17 protein-coding genes and 1 riboswitch are annotated in these 21,807 nt (G+C 31.2%); of the genes, 4 read left to right on the plus strand and 13 right to left on the minus strand.

Annotated elements, in window-relative coordinates:
- The first annotated feature begins 326 nt into the window (after positions 1-326).
- Together ACK2WN_RS08435 and ACK2WN_RS08440 are read left to right on the plus strand one after the other, a co-directional pair.
- Positions 327-2,114, plus strand: a complete 1,788-nt coding sequence (locus ACK2WN_RS08435) for an aminopeptidase P family N-terminal domain-containing protein (protein ID WP_300529081.1) — start codon at positions 327-329, stop codon at positions 2,112-2,114.
- 522 nt (positions 2,115-2,636) lie between these two features.
- Positions 2,637-5,396 carry a YhgE/Pip family protein gene (locus ACK2WN_RS08440; RefSeq protein WP_416155325.1) on the plus strand — a complete coding sequence of 920 codons (2,760 nt, stop codon included), beginning with the start codon at positions 2,637-2,639 and terminating at the stop codon, positions 5,394-5,396.
- Between the two features lie 120 nt (positions 5,397-5,516).
- Here the strand turns inward: ACK2WN_RS08440 and ACK2WN_RS08445 are convergent, their stop codons facing one another.
- The 13 genes from ACK2WN_RS08445 to ACK2WN_RS08505 form a co-directional block, all read right to left on the minus strand.
- Entirely contained in the window at positions 5,517-6,194 is a 678-nt protein-coding gene (locus ACK2WN_RS08445) for an ABC-2 transporter permease (RefSeq protein WP_416155326.1), read from the minus strand.
- A 4-nt stretch (positions 6,195-6,198) separates the two neighbouring features.
- Complete coding sequence (locus tag ACK2WN_RS08450; RefSeq protein WP_416155327.1) at positions 6,199-7,050, minus strand: ABC transporter ATP-binding protein; 852 nt, start codon at positions 7,048-7,050, stop codon at positions 6,199-6,201.
- A gap of 3 nt (positions 7,051-7,053) precedes the next feature.
- Positions 7,054-7,428, minus strand: coding sequence for a GntR family transcriptional regulator (locus tag ACK2WN_RS08455; protein WP_006439354.1), 375 nt, complete (start codon positions 7,426-7,428; stop codon positions 7,054-7,056).
- 216 nt (positions 7,429-7,644) lie between these two features.
- Positions 7,645-11,559 (minus strand): leucine-rich repeat protein, encoded by a 3,915-nt coding sequence (locus tag ACK2WN_RS08460; protein WP_416155328.1) that lies wholly within the window; start codon positions 11,557-11,559, stop codon positions 7,645-7,647.
- The gene (locus tag ACK2WN_RS08465) at positions 11,528-11,728 is read right to left on the minus strand and encodes a hypothetical protein (RefSeq protein WP_416155329.1); all 201 of its coding nucleotides are present in this window, start codon (positions 11,726-11,728) and stop codon (positions 11,528-11,530) included. Before ACK2WN_RS08465 ends, ACK2WN_RS08460 begins: the two co-directional genes overlap by 32 nt.
- A 281-nt stretch (positions 11,729-12,009) precedes the next feature.
- Positions 12,010-12,366 carry an arsenate reductase family protein gene (locus ACK2WN_RS08470; RefSeq protein WP_416155330.1) on the minus strand — a complete coding sequence of 119 codons (357 nt, stop codon included), beginning with the start codon at positions 12,364-12,366 and terminating at the stop codon, positions 12,010-12,012.
- Positions 12,367-12,545: 179 nt separating this feature from the next.
- Positions 12,546-13,178 carry a thiamine phosphate synthase gene (locus tag ACK2WN_RS08475; RefSeq protein WP_416155331.1) on the minus strand — a complete coding sequence of 211 codons (633 nt, stop codon included), beginning with the start codon at positions 13,176-13,178 and terminating at the stop codon, positions 12,546-12,548.
- A 5-nt stretch (positions 13,179-13,183) separates the two neighbouring features.
- On the minus strand, positions 13,184-14,311 hold the full coding sequence (gene thiH, locus ACK2WN_RS08480; RefSeq protein ID WP_300528295.1) for a 2-iminoacetate synthase ThiH: 1,128 nt from the start codon (positions 14,309-14,311) through the stop codon (positions 13,184-13,186).
- Between the two features lie 33 nt (positions 14,312-14,344).
- Positions 14,345-15,127 (minus strand): thiazole synthase, encoded by a 783-nt coding sequence (locus ACK2WN_RS08485; protein ID WP_178412672.1) that lies wholly within the window; start codon positions 15,125-15,127, stop codon positions 14,345-14,347.
- Between the two features lie 61 nt (positions 15,128-15,188).
- Positions 15,189-15,983: a sulfur carrier protein ThiS adenylyltransferase ThiF gene (thiF, locus tag ACK2WN_RS08490; protein ID WP_416155332.1), complete on the minus strand. Its 795-nt coding sequence runs from the start codon at positions 15,981-15,983 to the stop codon at positions 15,189-15,191.
- 5 nt (positions 15,984-15,988) lie between these two features.
- Positions 15,989-16,183 (minus strand): sulfur carrier protein ThiS, encoded by a 195-nt coding sequence (thiS, locus tag ACK2WN_RS08495; protein WP_300528303.1) that lies wholly within the window; start codon positions 16,181-16,183, stop codon positions 15,989-15,991.
- 50 nt (positions 16,184-16,233) lie between these two features.
- Entirely contained in the window at positions 16,234-17,541 is a 1,308-nt protein-coding gene (gene thiC / locus ACK2WN_RS08500) for a phosphomethylpyrimidine synthase ThiC (RefSeq protein WP_270839258.1), read from the minus strand.
- A 161-nt stretch (positions 17,542-17,702) separates the two neighbouring features.
- Positions 17,703-17,816, minus strand: a riboswitch (TPP riboswitch).
- 177 nt (positions 17,817-17,993) lie between these two features.
- Positions 17,994-19,436 carry an alanine/glycine:cation symporter family protein gene (locus ACK2WN_RS08505; RefSeq protein WP_300528308.1) on the minus strand — a complete coding sequence of 481 codons (1,443 nt, stop codon included), beginning with the start codon at positions 19,434-19,436 and terminating at the stop codon, positions 17,994-17,996.
- 467 nt (positions 19,437-19,903) lie between these two features.
- Between ACK2WN_RS08505 and ACK2WN_RS08510 the strand changes: the two genes are divergently transcribed.
- A complete protein-coding gene (locus ACK2WN_RS08510) occupies positions 19,904-21,169 on the plus strand; it encodes an SLC13 family permease (protein WP_416155333.1) in 1,266 nt (421 codons plus the stop codon).
- A 74-nt stretch (positions 21,170-21,243) separates the two neighbouring features.
- Positions 21,244-21,705: a hypothetical protein gene (locus ACK2WN_RS08515; protein WP_416155334.1), complete on the plus strand. Its 462-nt coding sequence runs from the start codon at positions 21,244-21,246 to the stop codon at positions 21,703-21,705.
- Positions 21,706-21,807 lie beyond the last annotated feature (102 nt).

The raw sequence follows: 21,807 nt of genomic DNA on the forward strand, positions 1-21,807 counted from the left end.
TAATTATTTTATTTTATTTTTTATCCTTTGTCAATATTATTCCTCTTCTATTATTCGTCCTTTTTTGAAATATTTTATTATTATTCGCAAAAATATTCACATTACTTAAAAAATGTATCTTGTAAAGTGATTTTATTATAAATTTTTTTATTACAATTTTTTAACCTCTACTTAATTTTCTAAGAATTTTCAATTATAAATTAGTTTTTATATCTACAAAAGATTGTTTAAATTTTATTTATTTTTTGCTAAACAGTCTATCACTTTAAAAAATATGTGTTATAATTGTTTTTAGGGAAACTTTTTCTTAAGGAGGAATTTTTATAATGAAAATATCAGAAAGAATTGCAGAACTTCGTGTTCTAATGAAAGAAAAAAATATCGATGCTTATGTTGTTCCTACAGCAGATTTCCATCAGAGTGAATATGTTGGTGAACACTTCAAAGCTAGAAAATTTATAACAGGATTCTCAGGTAGTGCTGGTACTGCTGTTATAACAGCTGATGAAGCTAGATTATGGACAGATGGTAGATACTTCATACAGGCAGCAAAACAGATAGAAGGAACTGGTGTAGAACTAATGAAAATGGGTGAACCAGGATTCCCTACTTTAAATGAATACCTTGAAAGTGCACTTCCTGAAAATGGTGTTTTAGGATTCGATGGTAGAGTTGTAGCTACTGGTGAGGGTGAAGGCTATGAAGCTATAGTTAATGCTAAAAATGGATCAATAGTTTACGAATACGATTTAATAGATAAAGTATGGACAGATAGACCAGCTCTTTCTGAAAAACCAGTTTTTGAACTAGGTGTTGAATATACTGGAGAAACAGTTGCTTCTAAATTATCAAGAATAAGAGAAGAAATGAAAAAAGCAGGAGCTACTGTTCATATACTTACTACATTAGATGATATATGCTGGACATTAAATATGCGTGGAGACGATATAGACTTCTTCCCACTAGTATTATCTTATGCAGTAATAGAAATGGATAAAGTTATACTATACATAAATGAAGCTAAATTATCTGATGAAATAAAAGCTCATTTTGCAGCTGATGGTATAGAAATAAGACCATACAATGATATATACGAAGATGTTAAATCTATAGACGAAAAAGAAGTATTATTAATAGACCCAGCTAAATTAAACTATTCTTTATATAACAATCTTCCAGCTGGATGCAAAAAAGTAGCTGCTTCTAACCCAGAAATAATATTTAAAGCTATGAAAAATGACGTAGAAGTTGAAAACATGAAAAAAGCAAACTTAAAAGACTCTGTTGCTCACGTTAGATTCATGAAATGGGTTAAAGAAAATGTTAATAAAGAAGTTATAACTGAAATGAGCGCTTCTGACAAACTTGATGAATTCAGAAAAGAAATGGGTAACTTCATAAGACCAAGTTTCGAACCAATAAGCTCTTATGGACCACATGCTGCTATGTGCCACTACACATCTTCTCCAGAAACTGATGTTCAGTTAAAAGAAGGAGATATATTCTTAACAGATACAGGTGCTGGATTCTGGGAAGGATCAACTGATATAACTAGAACTTATGCTTTAGGTGAAATACCAGCTAAAACAAAAGAATTCTTCACATTAGTTGCTATAGCTAACTTACACTTAGGTGAAGCTAGATTCCTTCATGGAACAACTGGTATGGTTCTTGATATATTAACTAGAAAACCATTCTGGGATAGAGACCTTAACTTCAACCACGGTACTGGACATGGTGTTGGATACCTTCTAAACATACACGAAGGACCAGCTGGATTCAGATGGACTTACAGACCTCATGAAAGCCATACATTAGAAAAAGGTATGATAATAACTAATGAACCAGGTATATACTTCGAAGGTGAATTTGGTATAAGATTAGAAAATGAATTATTATGCTGCGAAGGAACTAAAAACGAATACGGACAGTTCATGCATTTTGAATCAATAACATTCGTACCATTTGACCTTGATGCTATAGATACATCAATAATGACAGCTCATGACAAAGAACTTCTTAACAACTACCACAAAGAAGTATTTGAAAAAGTATCTCCATTCCTTAACGATGAAGAAAAAGCTTGGTTAGAAAAATACACTAGAGCTATATAATTGTATATTTTTAACTAAGATACCCTACTTTGTGTAGAGTTTATAGATATTAAATATTAAAGAAGCTAAATTGGATTTTATTTCGTTTAGCTTCTTTTTTTATAAATTTTTATACTCTAAAATATAATTTTTATAAATATTTTCGTTTTTTTATCTTGTATAAAGAAGTTTTTTTCTGATTTTACTTCATTTTTTATTCATATTAAATTCAAGATGCTATTTTTTTGGGGCATACCCTACAATTCCCAAAATTAAGCCATTTCTTTTTAGCATAAATTTATTATAATGCTCTTTTACTATTAAGTATCACTTTTTATTAATTGATATCGATATTCTTTTGATTTTTAATAAACATTGAAATTTCAATAACTTTGTTCATTTTTAGGATTTGTCCAATTCATATTCTATTCACCCTTTCTTCGTTTGACTTTTAGTATCAACAATCGTAATCTATATTCATGAACAATTATATTCGCAAGAATTTAATAAATTTACAACTAAATACAAGGAGGATGATTACAGGTGTTTAAAGAAGAATGGAAATCAATCTTCAAAAACAAATTCCTAATTATTGTACTAATCGCGGTTGCATTTATACCGGCATTATACAATATTATATTCTTAAGTTCTATGTGGGATCCATATGGTAAAGTGGATAACCTTCCAGTTGCCATAGTAAATCACGATAAACCAGTAGAATATGAGGGAAAAACTTTGAAAGTAGGCGACGAATTAGTAGATAACCTAAAGGAAGACAAAAGTATGGACTTCCATTTTGTATCTGAAAATGATGCAAACGATGGAATAAAAGATGGTAAATACTATATGGTCGTAACAATACCTGAAAATTTCTCTAAAAATGCATCTACTCTTATATCTGATAATCCTAAAAAAGTAACTATAGATTATCAGACAACTGAAGGAAGAAACTTCATAGCAGCAAGAATGTCTGATTCTGCAATAACTGAAATGAAAACTCAGCTATCTTCTCAGATAACAGATATGTACGTTACAGCAGCTTTAGAACAGTTTGAAAAGGTCGGCGAAGGAATGACTACTGCTGCAGATGGAAGTGGCAAATTAAAAGATGGTAACGACAAGATTATAGAAGGTAATAAAACTATCACTACTAATCTTGATAAACTTGCTAAAAGCTCTATAACTTTCGCAAATGGTGCTGAAACTTTATCAGTAGGTTTAGACCAATATGTTGCTGGTGCTGTTGAGTTAAACAATGGTGCAAATCAGCTTAACAATGGTATTCAGACTTTAGCTGAAAAAGTTCCAGTATTAGCACAAGGAGTTGAAGCACTTTCTAATGGTGCTACAAAACTTGGTGACGGTGTTATGCAGTTCGTAGCAGGTATCACACAGTTAGACAATGGTGCTAAACAGTTAAATTCTGGACTTAATCAGTTAAATGAAAAAACTGCAAATCTTCCAGCACAGACTGCTGAATTAAACAACGGTGCTCAGCAGCTTGCATCAGGACTACAGAGTGCAGGTTCAATGACTGAGTCTCAGAAAAACGGAATGATAACTTATGTAAATAGCGTTGATGATTATCTTACTCAAGTTAATAATGCTTTAAATAATTTACCTTCTGGTTCAACTACTACTGATGTATCAGGCATAAAAAAATCACTTGAATCAATAGGAAAAGATTTAGCTACAATCAAAAGTGGTCTTTCTGGTTCTAGTGGAGATTCTTCAAGCTCTGGAGCTTCTTCATCTGATATAAAATCAGCTTACAACTCTGATACAGATGCTCATGCAGAAGCAGCTATTTCTGCAGCAGAGTCAAGTGGTGTTGAACTTACAGATGAACAGAAATCTGCTATAAGATCTGCTGTTAAAAGTAGTGGTGGAGAAACTTTATCTGAAGCAAGTAATATTTCTTCCGGAACAAGCAGTTCTGGTTCTGTAGATTCTTCAGTAATATCAGCACTTGAAGATGCTCAGTCTAATTTAGCTTCTGTAAGTGAAGGTTTAAAAGCATTAAGTGGCGGTTCTTCTAGTTCTCTTGCAGGTTTAGAAGCATTAAAAGAAGCTACAACTCAGCTTAAATCTCGGAGCGCTACAGCTACTCCAGGTATAATAAGTTCTATAAATGGACTTTATACTATAGGAACTTCTGCAGCTCCAGGTTCTGCAGCTATTGCAAATGGTACTTCACAGCTTGCTGCAAATATGCCTGTTCTTTCTAGCTCAATAAAAGCATTATCAGACGGAAGCGCACAGTTAGTAAATGGTACAGGTCAATTAGCTGCTAATGCACCTCTTTTAAATGCAGGTGCTCAGCAAGTAGCAAATGGTGGTAAAGAATTATCAGCTGCTGTTCCAACACTTTCAAGTGGTATATCAAGATTATCAAGCGGTTCTGCTGCACTTGCTGGAGGTACTTCAAAACTTGCTGCAAATGGACCAAAACTTACTTCTGGTGCAGGACAGTTAAAAGACGGTGCTCTACGGATATCATCTGGTAGTGGACAGTTAGCTGCAGGAAGTAATAAATTAGACGATGCTCTTCATCAGGTTAAAGATGGATTAGTAACTCTTACTGATTCATTAAAATCAGGTGCAGATAAAATAAAAGATACTAATACTGGAGATAGCGCTGCAAATGCAATAGCAAGACCTGTTAAGATTAGCCATACTGATGTTGATAAAGTACCTAACAACGGTACTGCTATGGCTCCTTACATGCTATCAGTTGCATTATTCATAGCTCCTATAACAATCAACATGCTTTACGATACATTCAATCCTAAGAAGAGACCATCTTCAGGAATTGCATGGTGGGCAAGTAAAATGTCTGTATTAGGACTTGTAGCTGTGTTATCAGCTTCAATAGTATTCTTTGCATTAACAGGTATGCTTGGATTAAAACCACTTTACCCTGCTAAAACACTAGCATTCTTGATATTAACGTCCTTGACCTTCACGTCACTCGTTACATTATTCAACTTACTGCTAGGAAAAATAGGAGCCTTCTTAATGTTAATCTTCATGATTTTACAGCTAGGTGGTTCTGCAGGTACTTATGCTATACAGCTTTCAAACAAATTCTTTATGGGTATAAGTCCATATCTTCCTATGACTTATACAGTAAGTGGTTTAAGACAGTTAATATCTATAAGAGGCGACGTAACAGCTCAGGTTGCTGTTCTTATGGGAATTTTAATTGTAACTAATCTACTTATAATTTTATTCTTCCATATGAAGAAAAAATCTTACCCAACTAAAGTATTTGATGGAAATGTTTTAGCTGACGAAAAATAATTTTTGACAATATATAATTTAATAAATGTAAATATTTAAGAGATAAATAGATGATTTAGAGAAAAAAAGGCTATTGCAATTAATGCAATGGCCTTTTTAAGTGAGTAATCACAATTATTTCTATACTATTCTTTTTCTTTTATATGCAGCCATTGCAATTGTATATGATTCTAAAAGTAACGCTACAGATCCAATTACAAGTGCTACAGAGAAAGGAACAACATTAAGACTAGCAAAATCACTTACATTAGCAATCGCAGCCCCAGCAAACATAGGTGCCATAAACCCTATTATAGCTATTAATCTTCCCTTAATCCCTCCAAAACCTATATGAGAAGGGATTATTATTGAAATTGTAAGTATCGCACAGAATATACCCATTCCTGCTAATTCAAGTATTCCATTTATTCCCATAGTTCCTACTACACTACCTGTCTTAGCAATATTTCTTGCAAAGATTACCACAAAGAATAGAACAACGCCTAATAGAACACCTGCAAGTCCAAGTAGATATCTAGATTTTATATATTCCTTCTTTTCAACTGGAAGGTATCCAATCAAAATATCTATATTGCTCATTTCTTCATATGCCATAACCATATATGTAAAAATATATGCCATAAGATTTATTATCATTAATAAGTATACGCTGTTTGCATCTGCTCCGTTCATCTTCTTAGTTCCTTCACTTACAAAGAAACCTGCTACCACAACCGCAAAAATACTTATCATTGCAAACTTTTTAATTGCATTTAAGTTTTTTAAACTCATCTTAGTAAGATTTATAATATTTCTCATGTCCTTACCCCCTTATATAGAATTTTAAAATCTCTTCTATCTTTGGTCTTGAGTAAACTGCTTCTTCTCCTAATAATTCAAACAATCCGTTGTAATCATTAGTAAGACCTTCAAATCCAAAATCATTCTTATTTATACTAACAAAATATTTCTTTGTTTCTTCATTTAATAAATCTAATCTTCCTTTGACAATTTTATGAGATTCTATTACGTCTTCTCTATATCCTTTTAAGAAAATCTTTCCGTCCTCGATAAATGCTATACTATCGCATATATCTTCTAAATCTGATGTTATATGAGTTGAATAGAATACTGTAAGTTCATATTGCTCCATCATCTCCTGTATTATATCCATAACATCATCTCTGACAACAGGATCTAAGTTTGCAGTTGGCTCGTCCATTATAAGAATTTCTGGCCTGTGAGATAGTGCCATAACAATCTCAAACTTTTTCTGCTGCCCTTTTGAGCAGTCTTTGTATGTCTTTGTTTCAGTTAACTCTAGTCTATTCATCAGATTTTTGTATAAATCCTCATCCCAACTACTGTAGAAACTAGATATACTGCTTTTTATAGATTTTAATGTTGTTTCAGCCATAAACCCTGATTTATCTCCAACATATCCTATTTTTTCCTTTATATCTAATTCTTTTCCATTAAACTCTCTGTCAAATATCTTTATACTTCCACTGTCTTTTTCTATAAATTCCATTATAAGATTTATAGTAGTAGTCTTTCCTGCTCCATTCTTACCTACAAACCCTGTTATTAATCCTTTTTCTATCTCAAAATTATCTATACTTAAATTGAAATCACCTAAGTTTTTCTTTAATCCTTTTATTTCTATAGCATTCATAAATTACACCTCCTCATAAATACTCTTGAATATCTCTATTCCCTCATCTAATGTAAGACCTATTGCCTTTGCCTGCCTGATTATATCTTCAAGCTTGTTTTCTATCTCGTACATTGTTATCTCTTTTATTCTGTCCTGATTTTTTTCAGATACAAAAGTACCTTTTCCCTGTACAGTTTCCAAAAATCCTTCTTTTTCTAATTCTTCATAAGCTCTCTTTGTCGTTATTATGCTGACTTTTATCTCCTTAGCCAATGTTCTAATTGACGGTAACATCTCACCTGGTTTTATATCTCCACTCAAAATCTGAGCTTTTATCTGACTTTGAATCTGTTCGTACAGAGATAGCTTTGATCTATCGTCTATTATTATGTTCAATACTATCCCTCCTTTTTTAGATTGTGTATATACTGTATATATTATCTATATACACATAATAACACTGTATATAAATTCTGTCAACTGTATATAAAAACAAAAAGGACATATAGTGTGTCTTATATGCTCCAGGCAATCAAGTTGCATTGTCGCTATATAAGACACACATACACGTCCTTTTATTTAATCGAACAAAATTTATCTAATTTTTATTTTTTAATTGAAAAGATTTGGATTCACCGCTTTATCTCCACCTATTATTATATAGTTTTTATCTTTGTTAGCATTTAAGTAATCTCTTGTATCATTATCTAAAGAGTTTGCCTTTGTAAGTAATATAGGTGAATGTTCTTTTCCTGCATAATAGCTTACAGATAATGAATCTGCAAATGATTCTCCACTTGCAACAAATATAGTCTTAGAGTTTGCGAAGAATCTTTCTGCTATTTTCTTAGATGTATCATATCTATCTTCACCCGCAACTCTTTCTACTTTTGTAAATAATTTTTCAATGTCTGATCCAACAGCTTTAGTTCCTCCTACTACTATTGCATCTTTTATTTTATATTTGTTTAAGAAGGCTTTTACTTCTTTAGGAACATTATTTCCGTTCACTAATATTACCGGTATTCCTTCTTTTGATGAGAAAGAAGCTATTGATACAGCATCCGGATAGTTTCTACCATCTGCTATTATAACTTTTCCTTTATTTCCACGTTTAGCTATAGTTTCTTCTGCAACTTTTATAGCTGTTTCATATCTATTTTCTCCAGCAAATGCTGATACTACTGAAGATTTTGACTCTGCAAATTTTTTGATTTTATCTTTATTTGCTTTTGATATTGAATTTCCACCAACAAATACTATTTCTTTAGCGCCTAATCTATTTATTTCTGCTAATATTTTGTCTATGTTATTATCATTTATTAATAGTATAGGACCATCACCTTTTCCTGCTAATGCTGCTGAACTTAGTGCATCTGGGAATTTTTCACCTGATACTAGGTATACTTTCTGTGATGAAGAGTATACTTTCTGGCTTATATCTACAGATGTATCGTATCTATTTTCACCAGCTATTTTATCAACTACTTCAACTTTTACACCTTCATCTGGTTTTTCTTCTTCCTGTGGTTTTTCAGGAGTAGATGGTATTGAAGGAACTGATGGTTCTGACGGAGCTTTATAGATTATTTCGTATGTATCTCCATCTTTTTCAAAGTTTAAATGATTACTATTACTAGTATATAGCTTTGTTATCATATCTACATAGTCATTACTCTTTTGGAATGCTGTAGGATGTAATGATTTTAAACTATATGGAAGATTTACTTCTTTTAGTAGACATTCTTTAAATGCATTTTCTCCTATTGTCTCTACACCTTCATGTAATACTAATTTTTTAGTTGTTCTCCATTTTTTATTATTTGCAAATGCTTGTTCTCCAATAGTTTTTACACTTCCTGGTATTTCAATACTTTCTAATCTAGTTGAAGCAAATGCTAAATATTGTATTTCTTTTACTGTATTTGGTATTTTTATCTGTTTTAAAACTGTACCTACAAATGCAGACTGTCCTATTACTTCAACACCGTTTGGTATTGTTACACTTGTAAGTGATGTGTTTCTAGCGCATATTCCCTCTGGAACTGTCTTCATAGAATTTGATAATTTTATACTAGTCATATCTGTATTAACAGAGAATGCCCCTGCTCCAACTTTTATTACAGAATCTGGTATAGATACACTTATTAAAGTATTTCCGTTGAATGCTTGTAATCCTATTTCTCTTAATTTGCTAGGTAGTTTTATAGTTTTTATGCGATTGAATCTAAATGCACCTTCATCTATTTTTGTTACAGAATCTGGTATAGATACACTTAATAATCCATTTGGCGATTTTACTGTATCAGTACCCATTATTACACCATCTGTTGTTTCAAATGCCTGTTTACCTATTTCAGTTATATTTTGACCTTTATCATTTTTTTCTGGTATAACTAAATATTTATTTGTTTTGAATTTTTCTTTACCTTTTTCACTGTATCCAGTTATAACTGTTCCATTAAAAGTAAAATCATCTACATTATATTTCATTTCATCTTTTATTTTTAGTTCATCTATGGCCTTCTGCAGACTATTTTTAGCAGCATCTATTTCCTTTTGATCTTTACTCTTATCTAAAGTTGATTGAGCCTTTGCTTTTTCATCCATAAGATTTTTCCAAGATTCTGATGTATATAATGTTTCTTTTAAATCTCCTATACTAGAAATTAGTTTTCTAAGGTCTGTTTTATTTACTCCATCTGTAAGAACCGCCAAAGCATCACTTAATTTATTAAGTTGCTCATTAATCTGTGCTTGAGTAGAATCTTCTTTTTCAAATACAGCCTTTGCATTATTCAGAACGTTTTCAAATACATTCCATTTTTCAGAATTATATTCACTAGGATTTAATTTATTAGCTTCTTTTATTTCTTTATATAATTCTTCTCTATTTACAGTTTCACCTTTTAATATGAATTTGTGATAATCACTCTTAGTTTGTATATAAGTTTCTTCTGTTAAATGTTTTGGATTTCTTGTATATAAAGAAACTTTATTATCATCAATTTCATCTCTATTTTTCTGATCTTTAAATACCTCTCCCAATAATTTAAATATACTATATGGAAGATGAACTTCTTTTATTCTATTTCCAGAAAAACTGTAGTTATCTATCTGTATTAATTCAACATCATCTGAAAATTCAAGTTTACTTATTTCGTTTCCTTGGAATGAGGCATTCCCTATTCTTAATACTGAAGCTGGTATGTATAAGCTTGTTATTTTGTTTCCTTTAAATGCTTCTGAATCTATAAATTTAACATAGTTAGGTATACTTAAAGATGATATATTATTTCCTGAAAATGCTCCTGCATCTATTACAAAGTCTTTTTTACCATCTAAATCACTAGGGAAAGTTATTCCTTCTATTCCCATATTTTTAAATGCTTCTTTTCCAATACCTTCAACTAATTTTTTAGAACCATCTGTATTTTCGACATATTTAGGAATTGCTATTGTTTTAGTTTTTTCTAGTTTTTCTTTTCCTGAGTCAGTTAGTCCTGTTATACCAAAGTACTGCCCATCAGTTGCTGTGTATGCACATTCTCCAGAAGTAAAGTCTTTTGATGTCCATTTTATATCTGATTTTTTTAGATTTAAAGTAACTTTTATTTTGTATTTATTCTTTATTTTATTGAAGTCCTCATGATTAGGTAAATCTATAAATTTTCCTTCTATAATTATTGTTTCTTCACCATCTTTTAAATTGCTTAAATCCCATTCTATTCCTTCATTTTCTTCTATTGGCATATTATCTTGAGCTACTAATAACTTTACTCTATTTTTTAATATTTGTTTTATTTCATCCTCATTATAGGAATTTACATCTATTTCACCAAGATTTAAGTTAATAGTTTTTTCAGATGCATTTCTTGTTGGAATAACTATTGTTACTTCTCTATTATATGGAATATTTAACAATTCACATTCAAGAAAAGTGTTTTCATATATCAACAATTTCTTTCCTTCTTTAGATATTGTATATTCTCTCAAACCAGTACAATATTGAAATACATTATTTCCCACATATTCTAAATTAGGTCCAAAGTTTATTTTTCCAGGAAGGTTTTGATTTTGTTCTTTTCTACTAGCAGAAAAAGCTCCTTGCTCTATTCTTTTTAATGAATTAGGTAATTCTATATTCTTTAATGTAGGAATTTTGGCAAATGCATTTCTTCCTATTTCTTCTAATCCTTCATTAAATTTAACTTCTGCTAATTTTGTTCCAGAAAAAGCAGCCATACCTATACTTTTTATTGTTGAGCTAAACTCTACATTTTTTAAATTACCACAATTTGCAAATGCAGATGCTCCTACATTCTCTAAACCTTCATTTAATATAACTTTTTTAATAGTTGTATTCTTTATAAAAGCATTTTTCCCTATCGAAGTAACTGTCACACCATCTATTTGTTCAGGAATAATAATGACCTCTGTATCTGTTCCTAAATACTTACTAATCGTTCCTGTCTCTTTATCAAACTCAAACTGATCAGATGGAGTTGGTGTTGTTACCCCCCCCATTTTGATTAGAATCTATATTTTCTACTTCTGTTCCAGTCGTATTTCCAGACACAACCTCATTTTGTTCAATTGAAGATTCTAAACCTTCAACATCAGCAAACACATCCACATGACTCATAGAAAGTCCTAATGCTACAGCCAATGCTATTGATAATGATTTCTTAAACATTAAAACACCCCCATATTATAAATTAAAATAAATCGTGTCAATTCGAGTATATCATATAAAATATTACTTAAGTTTATATTACGCTATACTATTTATATATATACATATAGATAAAATCTATATTTTTTTATTAGATTATAGAAAAAGTATAGTTATTAAACTATTTTTGTATCTTTCTTCTTATTTATTAGACAATTTTATAATTTACTGCATAAAAATACCCTAGCTTATTGGAATTTCTCCAATAAGCTAGGGTAATCTATTTTCATGTGGGGCATTTTTTATTCGCTAAGTAATGCTTTCTGCCAGTCTGCTTCCTTAAATCCTATAAGAACTGCTTCTCCTGCATCAAATATAGGTCTTTTTATAAGCATCCCATCAGAAGCTAGTATATCAAGAAGTTTGTCATCTGATTCAACCTTTACAACGTCTTTTAAATTAAGTTCTCTATACTTTTTACCACTAGTATTGAAGAATTTTTTAATTTCAAGACCACTTCTTTTATACATTTCCTCTAATTCTTCTCTTGTAGGTGGTTCTTTTACAACATCCACCTCTTCAAATTCTATTCCATTTTCTGATAGCCAAGCCTTGGCTTTTCTAACTGTAGATCATCTATTATATCCGTATAATTTCATAACATTTCCTCCAAATAAACAATTTCATTATTTATATAATCTATACATACCCTATTGTACTATAGATTAAACAAATACAAAATAATTAATATTTAATAATTATCTATATGTTTAAATGTTATTAATCATATCTCTTCTTTTAAAGAAATTTTTTACTCATTTAATTTATTCTCAAAATCTTATTTACAATTTATAAGCTCTTCCATAGTCATTTTTACATCGTTGCTTTTCATAATCAAAGACATAACTGCAATATCATCGCAGTATTTTAGTGTTTCTGCTGCATTTGAAGAATCTATTCCTCCGAGTGCTACAACCTTGACTTTTGTTAATTCTCCGCCCATTTTCAAAAGTTCAAGTCCCCTTGGTTTTAACCCTTCTTTGCATTTTGTTTCATATATATGTGAAAGTGTAATATATGAAACTTTTACACCATATTTACTGCAAAGTTCTTCCATTTCAGCTACTTCGTCCGCACTATGTAGAGAAAGTCCTATCTGTTTTTCAATCTTAAAATTATACCTCTCTTCTAACTTCTCTTTAAATAGCCAAAATGGAAGGTGTATTCCATCGCAGTCGGTGTCTTCATAAGCTTTGAACTTACTGTTTATTATAATAGATGTTTTTTTTCTTACATCAACTGGAAGAGATTGAGATATTTTTTCATAAATACAAATTACCTCTTCATCAGTTAAATCTTTTTCTCTGATAATTATATTATCTACTCCATTTATACAAGCTTCTTTGATTCTATCAAAGTACTCTTGCTCGCTGCATAGAGTCCTATTTGTAATTAAATACAAATTTATCACTACCTTTATTTCTGGCTTCTAGCTGTATAATCAAATCTTTCCCAGTCTTTGAATACATGCTGATAGCCAATTTCTTTTAACATTGCTGTAACTTCAGGCACTTCGCAGTCGTGATTTGGTTCAAACTGCGCTGTATCGTGTTCATTCTGAGAATGTCCACCTACATCAGTAGACACACCTGCACTTAGTTTAGTTACACCAAATGGTATTATATGTTTTCTTGTTTCTAAGTTTTCTCTAGTAGATACGTTTAATCCTGCATGAGGGTCAAATAATCTCATAACTAACATAGCCTGAACCATATTAGTATCAGTTACTTCCATTATTCCTTCAAAGCATCCTTTGAAAGGTCTTATTCTAGGTGCAGAATAAGATAATTCAATATATGGATAATGATCTTTTAAATATTCTCCATGAAGTATAGTAAAGAATGCATCTGTTCTCCATTTATAAAGTCCTAAAAGTGCTCCTAAAGTAAGGGTTCTCATACCTGCTTTTGCCCCTCTTTCAGGTGCATCTAATCTCCATTTGTAGTTGGCTTTTGGTCCTTTTATATGTACTTTTTTGTACATTTCTTCATTATATGTTTCCTGATATACAGTAAGACCTTCTGCTCCATTTTCTACTAAATGTTTGTATCCTTCAACACTCATAGGATATACTTCTATCCCTATTGAAGGGAAGTATTTAGTAGCTAAGTTTACAGCCTCTCCTATATATTCAATGCTAGACATTTTTTCGCTTTCTCCAGTAAGTATTAATATATGTTTAAATCCCTGTTCAGCTATTGCCTGACATTCTTTATCTATTTCTTCCATGTTTAATTTTTTTCTCTTGATTCCACTGTGGCAATTGTATCCGCAGTATACACAGTGGTTTTCACAGTAGTTTGCTATATACATAGGAGTATATAAAGTTAATGCTCTACCAAAATTCTGTATACTTATTCTATGTGCTTTCTGAGCCATAGCTTCTAAGTGTTTTTCTGCTGTTGGAGATAATAAGTTTAGAACATCTTTATGGTCTAATTTATCCTTTTCTAAACTTCTTAAAACATCATAGTCTGTTACATTTTCCCAATATTTATCAAAATCAAAGTCCTTATACTGTTCTATTACTTCATAGAAACTCATTTCTTATCGCCTGCTTTCTTATTCTTAATTTCCCTATTTATTTAAGTTTCCTAAAAATCCTGTTAATGGTGATGATGCATTAGCATATTCTGAAACTGCACCTGTTTTAGCTAAGTATGCAGCTCTTCCTCCCTCAACTGCTAATTTAAATGCTTTTGCCATTTCAACTGGATCTCCTGCAGATGCTATAGCAGTATTTACTAAAACTGCATCAGCTCCCATTTCCATAGCTTCCATAGCCTGAGATGGTTTACCTATACCAGCATCTACTATTATTGGTATATCTAATTCTTCTATCATTATTCTTATCATTTCTTTCATCTGAAGACCTCTGTTAGATCCTATAGGAGCTCCAAGTGGCATAACAGCTGCTGCACCTGCTTCTATTAATCTTCTTCCTGCATAAAGGTCTGGAGTCATGTATGGTAATACAACAAATCCTTCATCAGCTAAAACTTTAGTAGCTTTTATTGTTTCTTCGTTGTCTGGAAGTAAGTATCTCATATCTGATATAACTTCTATTTTTATAAAATCTCCACATCCCATTTTTCTAGAAATTCTAGCTATTCTTATCGCTTCTTCTGCATTTGTAGCTCCTGAAGTATTTGGAAGTATTGTCATATCTTTAGGTATGTAAGTAAGTATATTTTCTTCTTTGTTTCTTTCGTCTAAGTCTACTCTTCTAAGAGCCATTGTTATTATTTCACTTCCACTAGCTTCTATAACTTTTGGAAGCATATCATTTGAGCCGTATTTTCCTGTTCCTATTAGAAGTCTGCTATCAAATTCATGTCCTTTTAATACTAATTTATCCATTTTTTATTCCCCCTATTTTTAGATTACTTTCAATAATCTTTTTTATAATAAAATAATAAAATTATTCGCCATCTACTAGTATCTGTACTACTTTATTTGCCATGTGATTTGCACAAATCGAAACTCTAGGAGCCATTAATCCATCTCCTTCTTTAGCTTCATTTACAAAATCTCCACAAATATAAAACTTATCTCTTATTTTTTTAGTCTGTATTATGTTTGAATCATAGTATCCAGCCATTCCTGAAGAAGCAACTAGATACTTATCTCTCATGTGTATCAATACATAATTGCTTATTTCTGCCTTGCAATTTGGATTGTCAAAGGCCTCTACAATAATATCTGCTTCAGAAAATAACTCCATATTTTCCTTGCTTATTTTTTCATTTACCAAAGTTATATCTACAAAAGGATTTATTCTTTCAATATTTTCTTTTGTAGCCTCAGTTTTGAGTTTGCCAATATCATTTATGAAATAATTCTGTCTATTTAGGTTTGAAGGCTCTACAACATCAAAGTCTGCAAGTATTAATTTTCCTACTCCAATTCTTGCAAGGGAACTGGCTATATTAGAGCCAAGTCCCCCTAATCCAAGAATTGCAACCCTTCCTTTTTTCAAAGCCTGATGAACATTTGGCGTATGTCTAGCAGTTAAAAGAGCTTCAAATTCTTCAAGAGTAGGTTTCTTACCTTTTTGAATAAGTACTACTCTATCATTCTCTTTTAATACCTTATCCTCTATTGGGAATCCATTTACAATTATTACATCACAAAGTTTGTTGTATTCATTTTTTAATTCTTTGGCAGTTATACCTTCTTTAGCAGATATTTTCTTTTCATTTAGAAAAATATCCATTATTTTTAACCGCCTCCAACGAAAGCTATTAATTCCACCATAGCTTCTTTATCTGGTATATAAGTATCGTATTCAGATTCGTCTACTATTTTCATATCTATCTCAACAACTACTCTGTTTCTGTCTATTTTGTAGTTTTCTAGTATCTGAGAAACAGTAGTACCTTCTGGAAACTGTACTTCTTTTCCATTAACTTTCATATATTGCACCTCCATTTCGTTGCAATATTTTATTTATATAAATTTATATCTTAGTCAAATACTAAATCCACTTCTTCACCGTTGAATATTTTATTAACTGTTCTAAGTGCACACATTTTTCCGCACATAGTACAACTATCTTCGTGTTCTGGTTTAGAAGAATCTCTGTATTTTCTTGGTTTTTCTGGATCTAATGCTAATTCGAACATTGTAGCCCAGTCTAATTCTGCTCTGGCTTTAGACATAGCATTATCCCATTCTCTAGCACCTTTTATTCCTTTTGCTATATCTCCTGCATGTGCAGCAATTTTTGTTGCAACTATACCTTCTTTCATATCATTTAAATCAGGTAATCTTAAGTGTTCTGCTGGAGTAACGTAGCATAAGAAGTCTACACCTTTAGATGCTGCAAGTGCTCCACCTATTGCACTAGTTATGTGGTCGTATCCTGGAGCAACATCTGTTACTAGAGGTCCAAGTACATAGAATGGAGCTTCATGACATAATTTTTTTTCTAACATTACGTTAGCTTCTATTTCGTTTATTGCCATGTGTCCTGGTCCTTCTATCATAACCTGTACATTTCTCTCCCAAGCTCTCTTAGTAAGTTCACCTAAGTTTATAAGTTCCTGTATCTGAGCATAGTCAGTAGCATCTGCTATAGAACCTGGTCTACAAGCATCTCCTAAGCTTAGAGTAACATCGTATTTTTCGCATATATCAAGTATTTTATCGAAGTTAGTTAACATAGGGTTTTCTTTATTATTCATATACATCCATCCAAATAATAAAGAACCTCCTCTTGATACTATATGAGTTAATCTCTTATCTTTAGCTATTCTATCTCCTATTTCTTTAGTAAGACCTGCGTGTATTGTCATAAAGTCTACACCGTCTTTTGCATGCTGTTCTATAACCTGTAAGAACTGCTCTTCTGTTATTTTTACTAATGCAGTTTCTGTAAATCCAACAGCATCATACATAGGAACAGAACCTATCATTGCTGGAGATATTTCTACTACTTTTTCTCTGAATTCTCTTGTTTTACCATAGTTACTAAGATCCATTATAGCTTCTGCTTTCATTTCTATAGCAGTTTTAACTTTTTCTAATTCCCGGTCTATATCTTTACAGTCTCTTGATATACCAAGGTTTACGTTTATTTTAGTTTTTAACCCTTTACCTATACCTTCTGGGCTAAGTGATTTATGGTTTTTGTTGGCTGGGATAACAACTTTCCCCTGAGCAATTAATTCTCTTAATTCCTCTACGTCCATCATTTCTTTATCGGCAACTATTTCCATTTCTTTAGTTATTATTCCTTTTTTAGCTGCGTCAAGCTGTGTAGTGTAAGTCATACAAATACCTCCATTTTTTATATTGAAAGCAATTTTTGCCCTCTTTTCGTTATTTTTTGCAAATAAAAAAGTGCTTCCCTTACTTAGGAAAGCACTTTCATCTTCTCTGTTATACTAGTTTTGTACTTTTTATTCGTTGTACTCAAACTTTTACTTTATTGAAAATTTTCTACTAGCTTCCCTTCGCAAGCATTATCTTGATCAGGTGTTTAGGGTTTGTAAGTTTTTGGCTTTCTCTCTCAGCTGACCTTATTTCAGCGCCCCTAGCATCGATATTATGTTTTTAACACTTCACTTAATAAATTGTGAATACTTTTCCATTTGATTTGAGTATATCATAACAATTTGAATTGTTCAAACATTTTATTTTTTGATTTATAAAACTTTACTATAAAATACTCAAAATCTATTCATAAAAAATATCAAATCTTTAGCTTTAATTTAAGTATCTATTAATTAGCTTTGTCTTCTTTATGCCAGTATTCAACATTTTCTAATCCTTCTATTCCATCAACAAAGAATTCTGGATCTTTTATACCAGCTTTTTTCTGTCTAGTATAGTCTTCTAAAGCTATATATGCATATTTTCCTAATTTAGCGATAACTATCATGTTGATGATTGCCATAAATGCCATGAATAAGTCAGCTAAATCCCAAACAACCTGAAGTTTTGCTATTGATCCGAAGAATACCATACCACAAACTAAAACTCTGTATACATTTAAAGCTCCTTTGCTTTCAGTTACGAACTGTATATTAGATTCTCCGTAGTAGTAGTTACCAACTATTGAACTGAATGCAAATAAGAATATACATACTGCTAAGAATATTCCACCTACTGGTCCTATATGAGCAGTAAGAGCTTCCTGAGCTAAAGCTATACCTTCATTTCCACTTGTTGCATATCCATTGTAAAGTAATACCATAAATGCTGTACAAGAACATATTATTATAGTATCTGTAAATACACCTAATGTCTGGATTAATCCCTGTTTAACTGGATGAGAAACTTCTGCTGTTGCAGCTGCATTAGGAGCAGAACCCATACCTGCTTCATTAGAGAATAGACCTCTCTTAACACCAGTTAAAAGAACTGTCATAAATCCTGCACTTGTTCCAGCTATCATCTGTCTTGGTTTGAAAGCATCTGCAACTATTGTAGCTATAAGTTCTGGGAATTTTCCTATGTTTAAAACAACTATTCCTATAGCAACTAATATATACATACCAGCAAATACTGGAACTATTACTTCTGAAACTTTAGCAACTCTGTGTACTCCACCGAATATTACAAGTGCTGTAAGAACTGCTAAAACTATACCTATTACCATATATTCAACATGGAATACATTGTTAAAAGCTAATGATAAAGTATTTGACTGAACAGAGTTAAATACGAATCCGTAAGTTATACTTATTAATATTGTGAATATTATTCCTAACCATCTCATGTTAAGCCCCTGTTCAATGTAGTAAGCTGGACCACCTTTGTAAGCTGTTCCATTTTTAACTTTGTATATCTGAGCTAATGTACTTTCAACGAAACTTGATGCAGATCCTATTAACGCCATTATCCACATCCAGAATATTGCACCTGGCCCACCACCTGCTATTGCAAGTGCTATACCAGCTATATTACCAGTACCAACTCTTGATGATGTACTTATACAGAATGCCTGGAATGAAGATATCTTTCCTTCTTTCTTAGCATTTTTGTTAGCATTACCATCTGTTAATAGTTTAAACATTTCTTTGAAATATCTAAACTGCACGAATTTTGTTCTAAAAGTAAAGTAAATTCCTAAAACTACAAGCATTATTATTAAAACATAAGACCATAAATAGTTATTAAGAACTCCTACCATAGAGTATAAAGAATCAAATATCGCCTGCATAAACTACCTCCCCTTATAATACTTTAAATTTATTCTATTATTAAAATTTTATTTCTTCATTCAATTTTAAAATAATTGAAAGATATTTATTTTAATTATTCATTTATTATGATTATAAACAAAATTTACACAATTTACAACACTTTTTTGAAATTTTAACTCTATTTTTATTCAATTATCTAATTAACAAGTAAATTGCATTTTTATATATTTATTATTCAATTATGATAACGTTATTTCTTTACTTAATAAAGTTTTAACAGGAAATTGCTTTCTTTGTTTAAAAAATATTTATCTATAAAAACTATTGAATTATCATTTGAAAAGTACTATGATAGATTCTGTTCTTGCGTAAGTTTTAAACAATAACTTTAAATGTAAATAGTTAACCCAATCTATACTATTTACTAAGAAAATTAATTTTTTAATTAGCATTAAAAAAAATAGTTTACACAGGAGGATTTATTATGAATTTTCAGCAGATAATTTCAATCCTTATCTTTGTATGTGTAATGGCAGCAATAATATCAGAAAAAGTAAATAGAACAGTAGCAGCTCTATCTGGAGCTATATTAATGGTATTAACTGGTATTCTTACATTAGATAAAGGACTTGAACACGTTGATTTCAACACTATAGGTGTTCTTATCGGTATGATGCTTTTCGTATCTGTTATTAAAAACTCTGGATTATTCGAGTATATAGCAATATGGACAGCAAAAAAAACAAAGGGTGATCCTTGGAAGATAATGATTTATTTCATGATAGTTACAGCAGTTCTATCAGCGGTATTAGACAACGTTACAACAGTATTACTTATTGGACCTATGACAATAGTTGTAACTCAGCTATTAGGAGTAAATCCTGTACCTTTCTTAATGACACAGATATTAGCTTCTAATATGGGTGGTACTTCAACTCTTATAGGGGACCCACCAAACATCATGATTGGTAGTGCAGCAGGTCTTAGTTTCGTAGATTTCTTAACACACTTAGGACCTGTAGTTATAGTTATACTAGCAGTTACTATAATCTGCTTTAAATTTATTTACGGAAATAAGCTTGTAGTAGATGAGGCAGCAAAAGAAACTATAATGAATCTTGATGAGAAAAAATCAATTCAGGATAGAGTTCTTCTTAAAAAGAGTATCGTTATGATAATATTCACATTAGTTGGATTTGTTTTCCATTCTAATTTAGGAATAGAATCTTGTGTTGTAGCTATTACAAGTGCAGTTATAATGCTTTTAATCGGTAAACAGGATGTAGATGAAATATTTGCAAGTATAGAATGGTCTACTATCTTCTTCTTCGTAGGTTTATTTATAGTAGTTGGAGGTCTTGTTGAGTCAGGAGTAATAGGATCTTTAGCAGAATTAATAATAAATGCTACAGAAGGACACATAGTAGCTACTACAATGATAATACTATGGTTATCAGCTATAATTTCAGCATTCCTTGATAATATACCTTTCGTTGCAACACTTATACCACTTATTTTAACAATGCAGGCTAACGGAATAGATGTAACACCATTATGGTGGGCTACTTCTCTTGGTGCTTGTCTTGGTGGTAATGGATCACTTATCGGTGCATCTGCCAACGTTGTATTAGCGGGAGTTAGTGAAAAACACGGTCATCCTATAACTTTTGGATACTTCTTAAAGATAGGATTCCCTTTAATGATATTATCAGTAATTATATCAACTGCATACCTACTTATAGTTTTCTAGTAATAGATAGTATTTTATTATTGTGAAAATCTTAATTGTTGTTATATAATATTATTAAAGGAGTAGTGATTTATATGGATTTAAATACTTTTGAAGCTGATTCAATTGAGCTTCTACTTAGACAGCTTGGAGCAACAGAAATTAAAAAAGTAAGAGGTATATTATACTTTATAGAGTTTGATATAGACGAAAACCTTCAGGTTTCTTATTGCTACAATATAAACAAAAAAGGAAAATACTTCCTTCAGAGAATAAACCCATACCCAATATCAGAAGGTGTATTCGAAACTGAAAGAGAGGTAGTAACTTTTATAACTAAGGATTTAAAGAAATTCAAAAATGCTAAAAATAGTAGCAACTTCAAAAAATTCTTAGAAATAACAAACAAAGTCAATAAAATGACTGATACAATAGAATATCTTTTCTTAAACTACAATGTAGATGGAGAAGATATGGATACTCTAAATAGAGAACTTGACGATATCAGCACAACTGTTGATGCAATAGAAAATAATGCAAAAGAATTAATCAAGTAGGGGCTAACTTGTAGCCCCTCTCACACCACGGAGCGTGCCGTTCGGCACTCCGCGGTTCAATTTCATATAATAATCTAAGCAACTTATTAATCCTCTTTTAGT

Source organism: Peptacetobacter sp. AB800, from assembly GCF_047807365.1.
Taxonomy (GTDB): domain Bacteria; phylum Bacillota; class Clostridia; order Peptostreptococcales; family Peptostreptococcaceae; genus Peptacetobacter.

Coding starts and splice junctions, on each gene's coding strand:
- thiF (WP_416155332.1), bottom strand. CDS start 15,983: ATGGATATTTTTCTAAATGAAAAGAAAATATCTGCTAAAGAAGGTATA.
- ACK2WN_RS08450 (WP_416155327.1), bottom strand. CDS start 7,050: ATGAATGCTATAGAAATAAAAGGATTAAAGAAAAACTTAGGTGATTTC.
- thiH (WP_300528295.1), bottom strand. CDS start 14,311: ATGAGTTTCTATGAAGTAATAGAACAGTATAAGGACTTTGATTTTGAT.
- ACK2WN_RS08445 (WP_416155326.1), bottom strand. CDS start 6,194: ATGAGAAATATTATAAATCTTACTAAGATGAGTTTAAAAAACTTAAAT.
- ACK2WN_RS08485 (WP_178412672.1), bottom strand. CDS start 15,127: ATGGATAAATTAGTATTAAAAGGACATGAATTTGATAGCAGACTTCTA.
- ACK2WN_RS08515 (WP_416155334.1), top strand. CDS start 21,244: ATGGATTTAAATACTTTTGAAGCTGATTCAATTGAGCTTCTACTTAGA.
- thiS (WP_300528303.1), bottom strand. CDS start 16,183: ATGAAAGTTAATGGAAAAGAAGTACAGTTTCCAGAAGGTACTACTGTT.
- ACK2WN_RS08465 (WP_416155329.1), bottom strand. CDS start 11,728: ATGTTTAAGAAATCATTATCAATAGCATTGGCTGTAGCATTAGGACTT.
- ACK2WN_RS08460 (WP_416155328.1), bottom strand. CDS start 11,559: ATGGGGGGGGTAACAACACCAACTCCATCTGATCAGTTTGAGTTTGAT.
- ACK2WN_RS08505 (WP_300528308.1), bottom strand. CDS start 19,436: ATGCAGGCGATATTTGATTCTTTATACTCTATGGTAGGAGTTCTTAAT.
- ACK2WN_RS08435 (WP_300529081.1), top strand. CDS start 327: ATGAAAATATCAGAAAGAATTGCAGAACTTCGTGTTCTAATGAAAGAA.
- ACK2WN_RS08510 (WP_416155333.1), top strand. CDS start 19,904: ATGAATTTTCAGCAGATAATTTCAATCCTTATCTTTGTATGTGTAATG.
- thiC (WP_270839258.1), bottom strand. CDS start 17,541: ATGACTTACACTACACAGCTTGACGCAGCTAAAAAAGGAATAATAACT.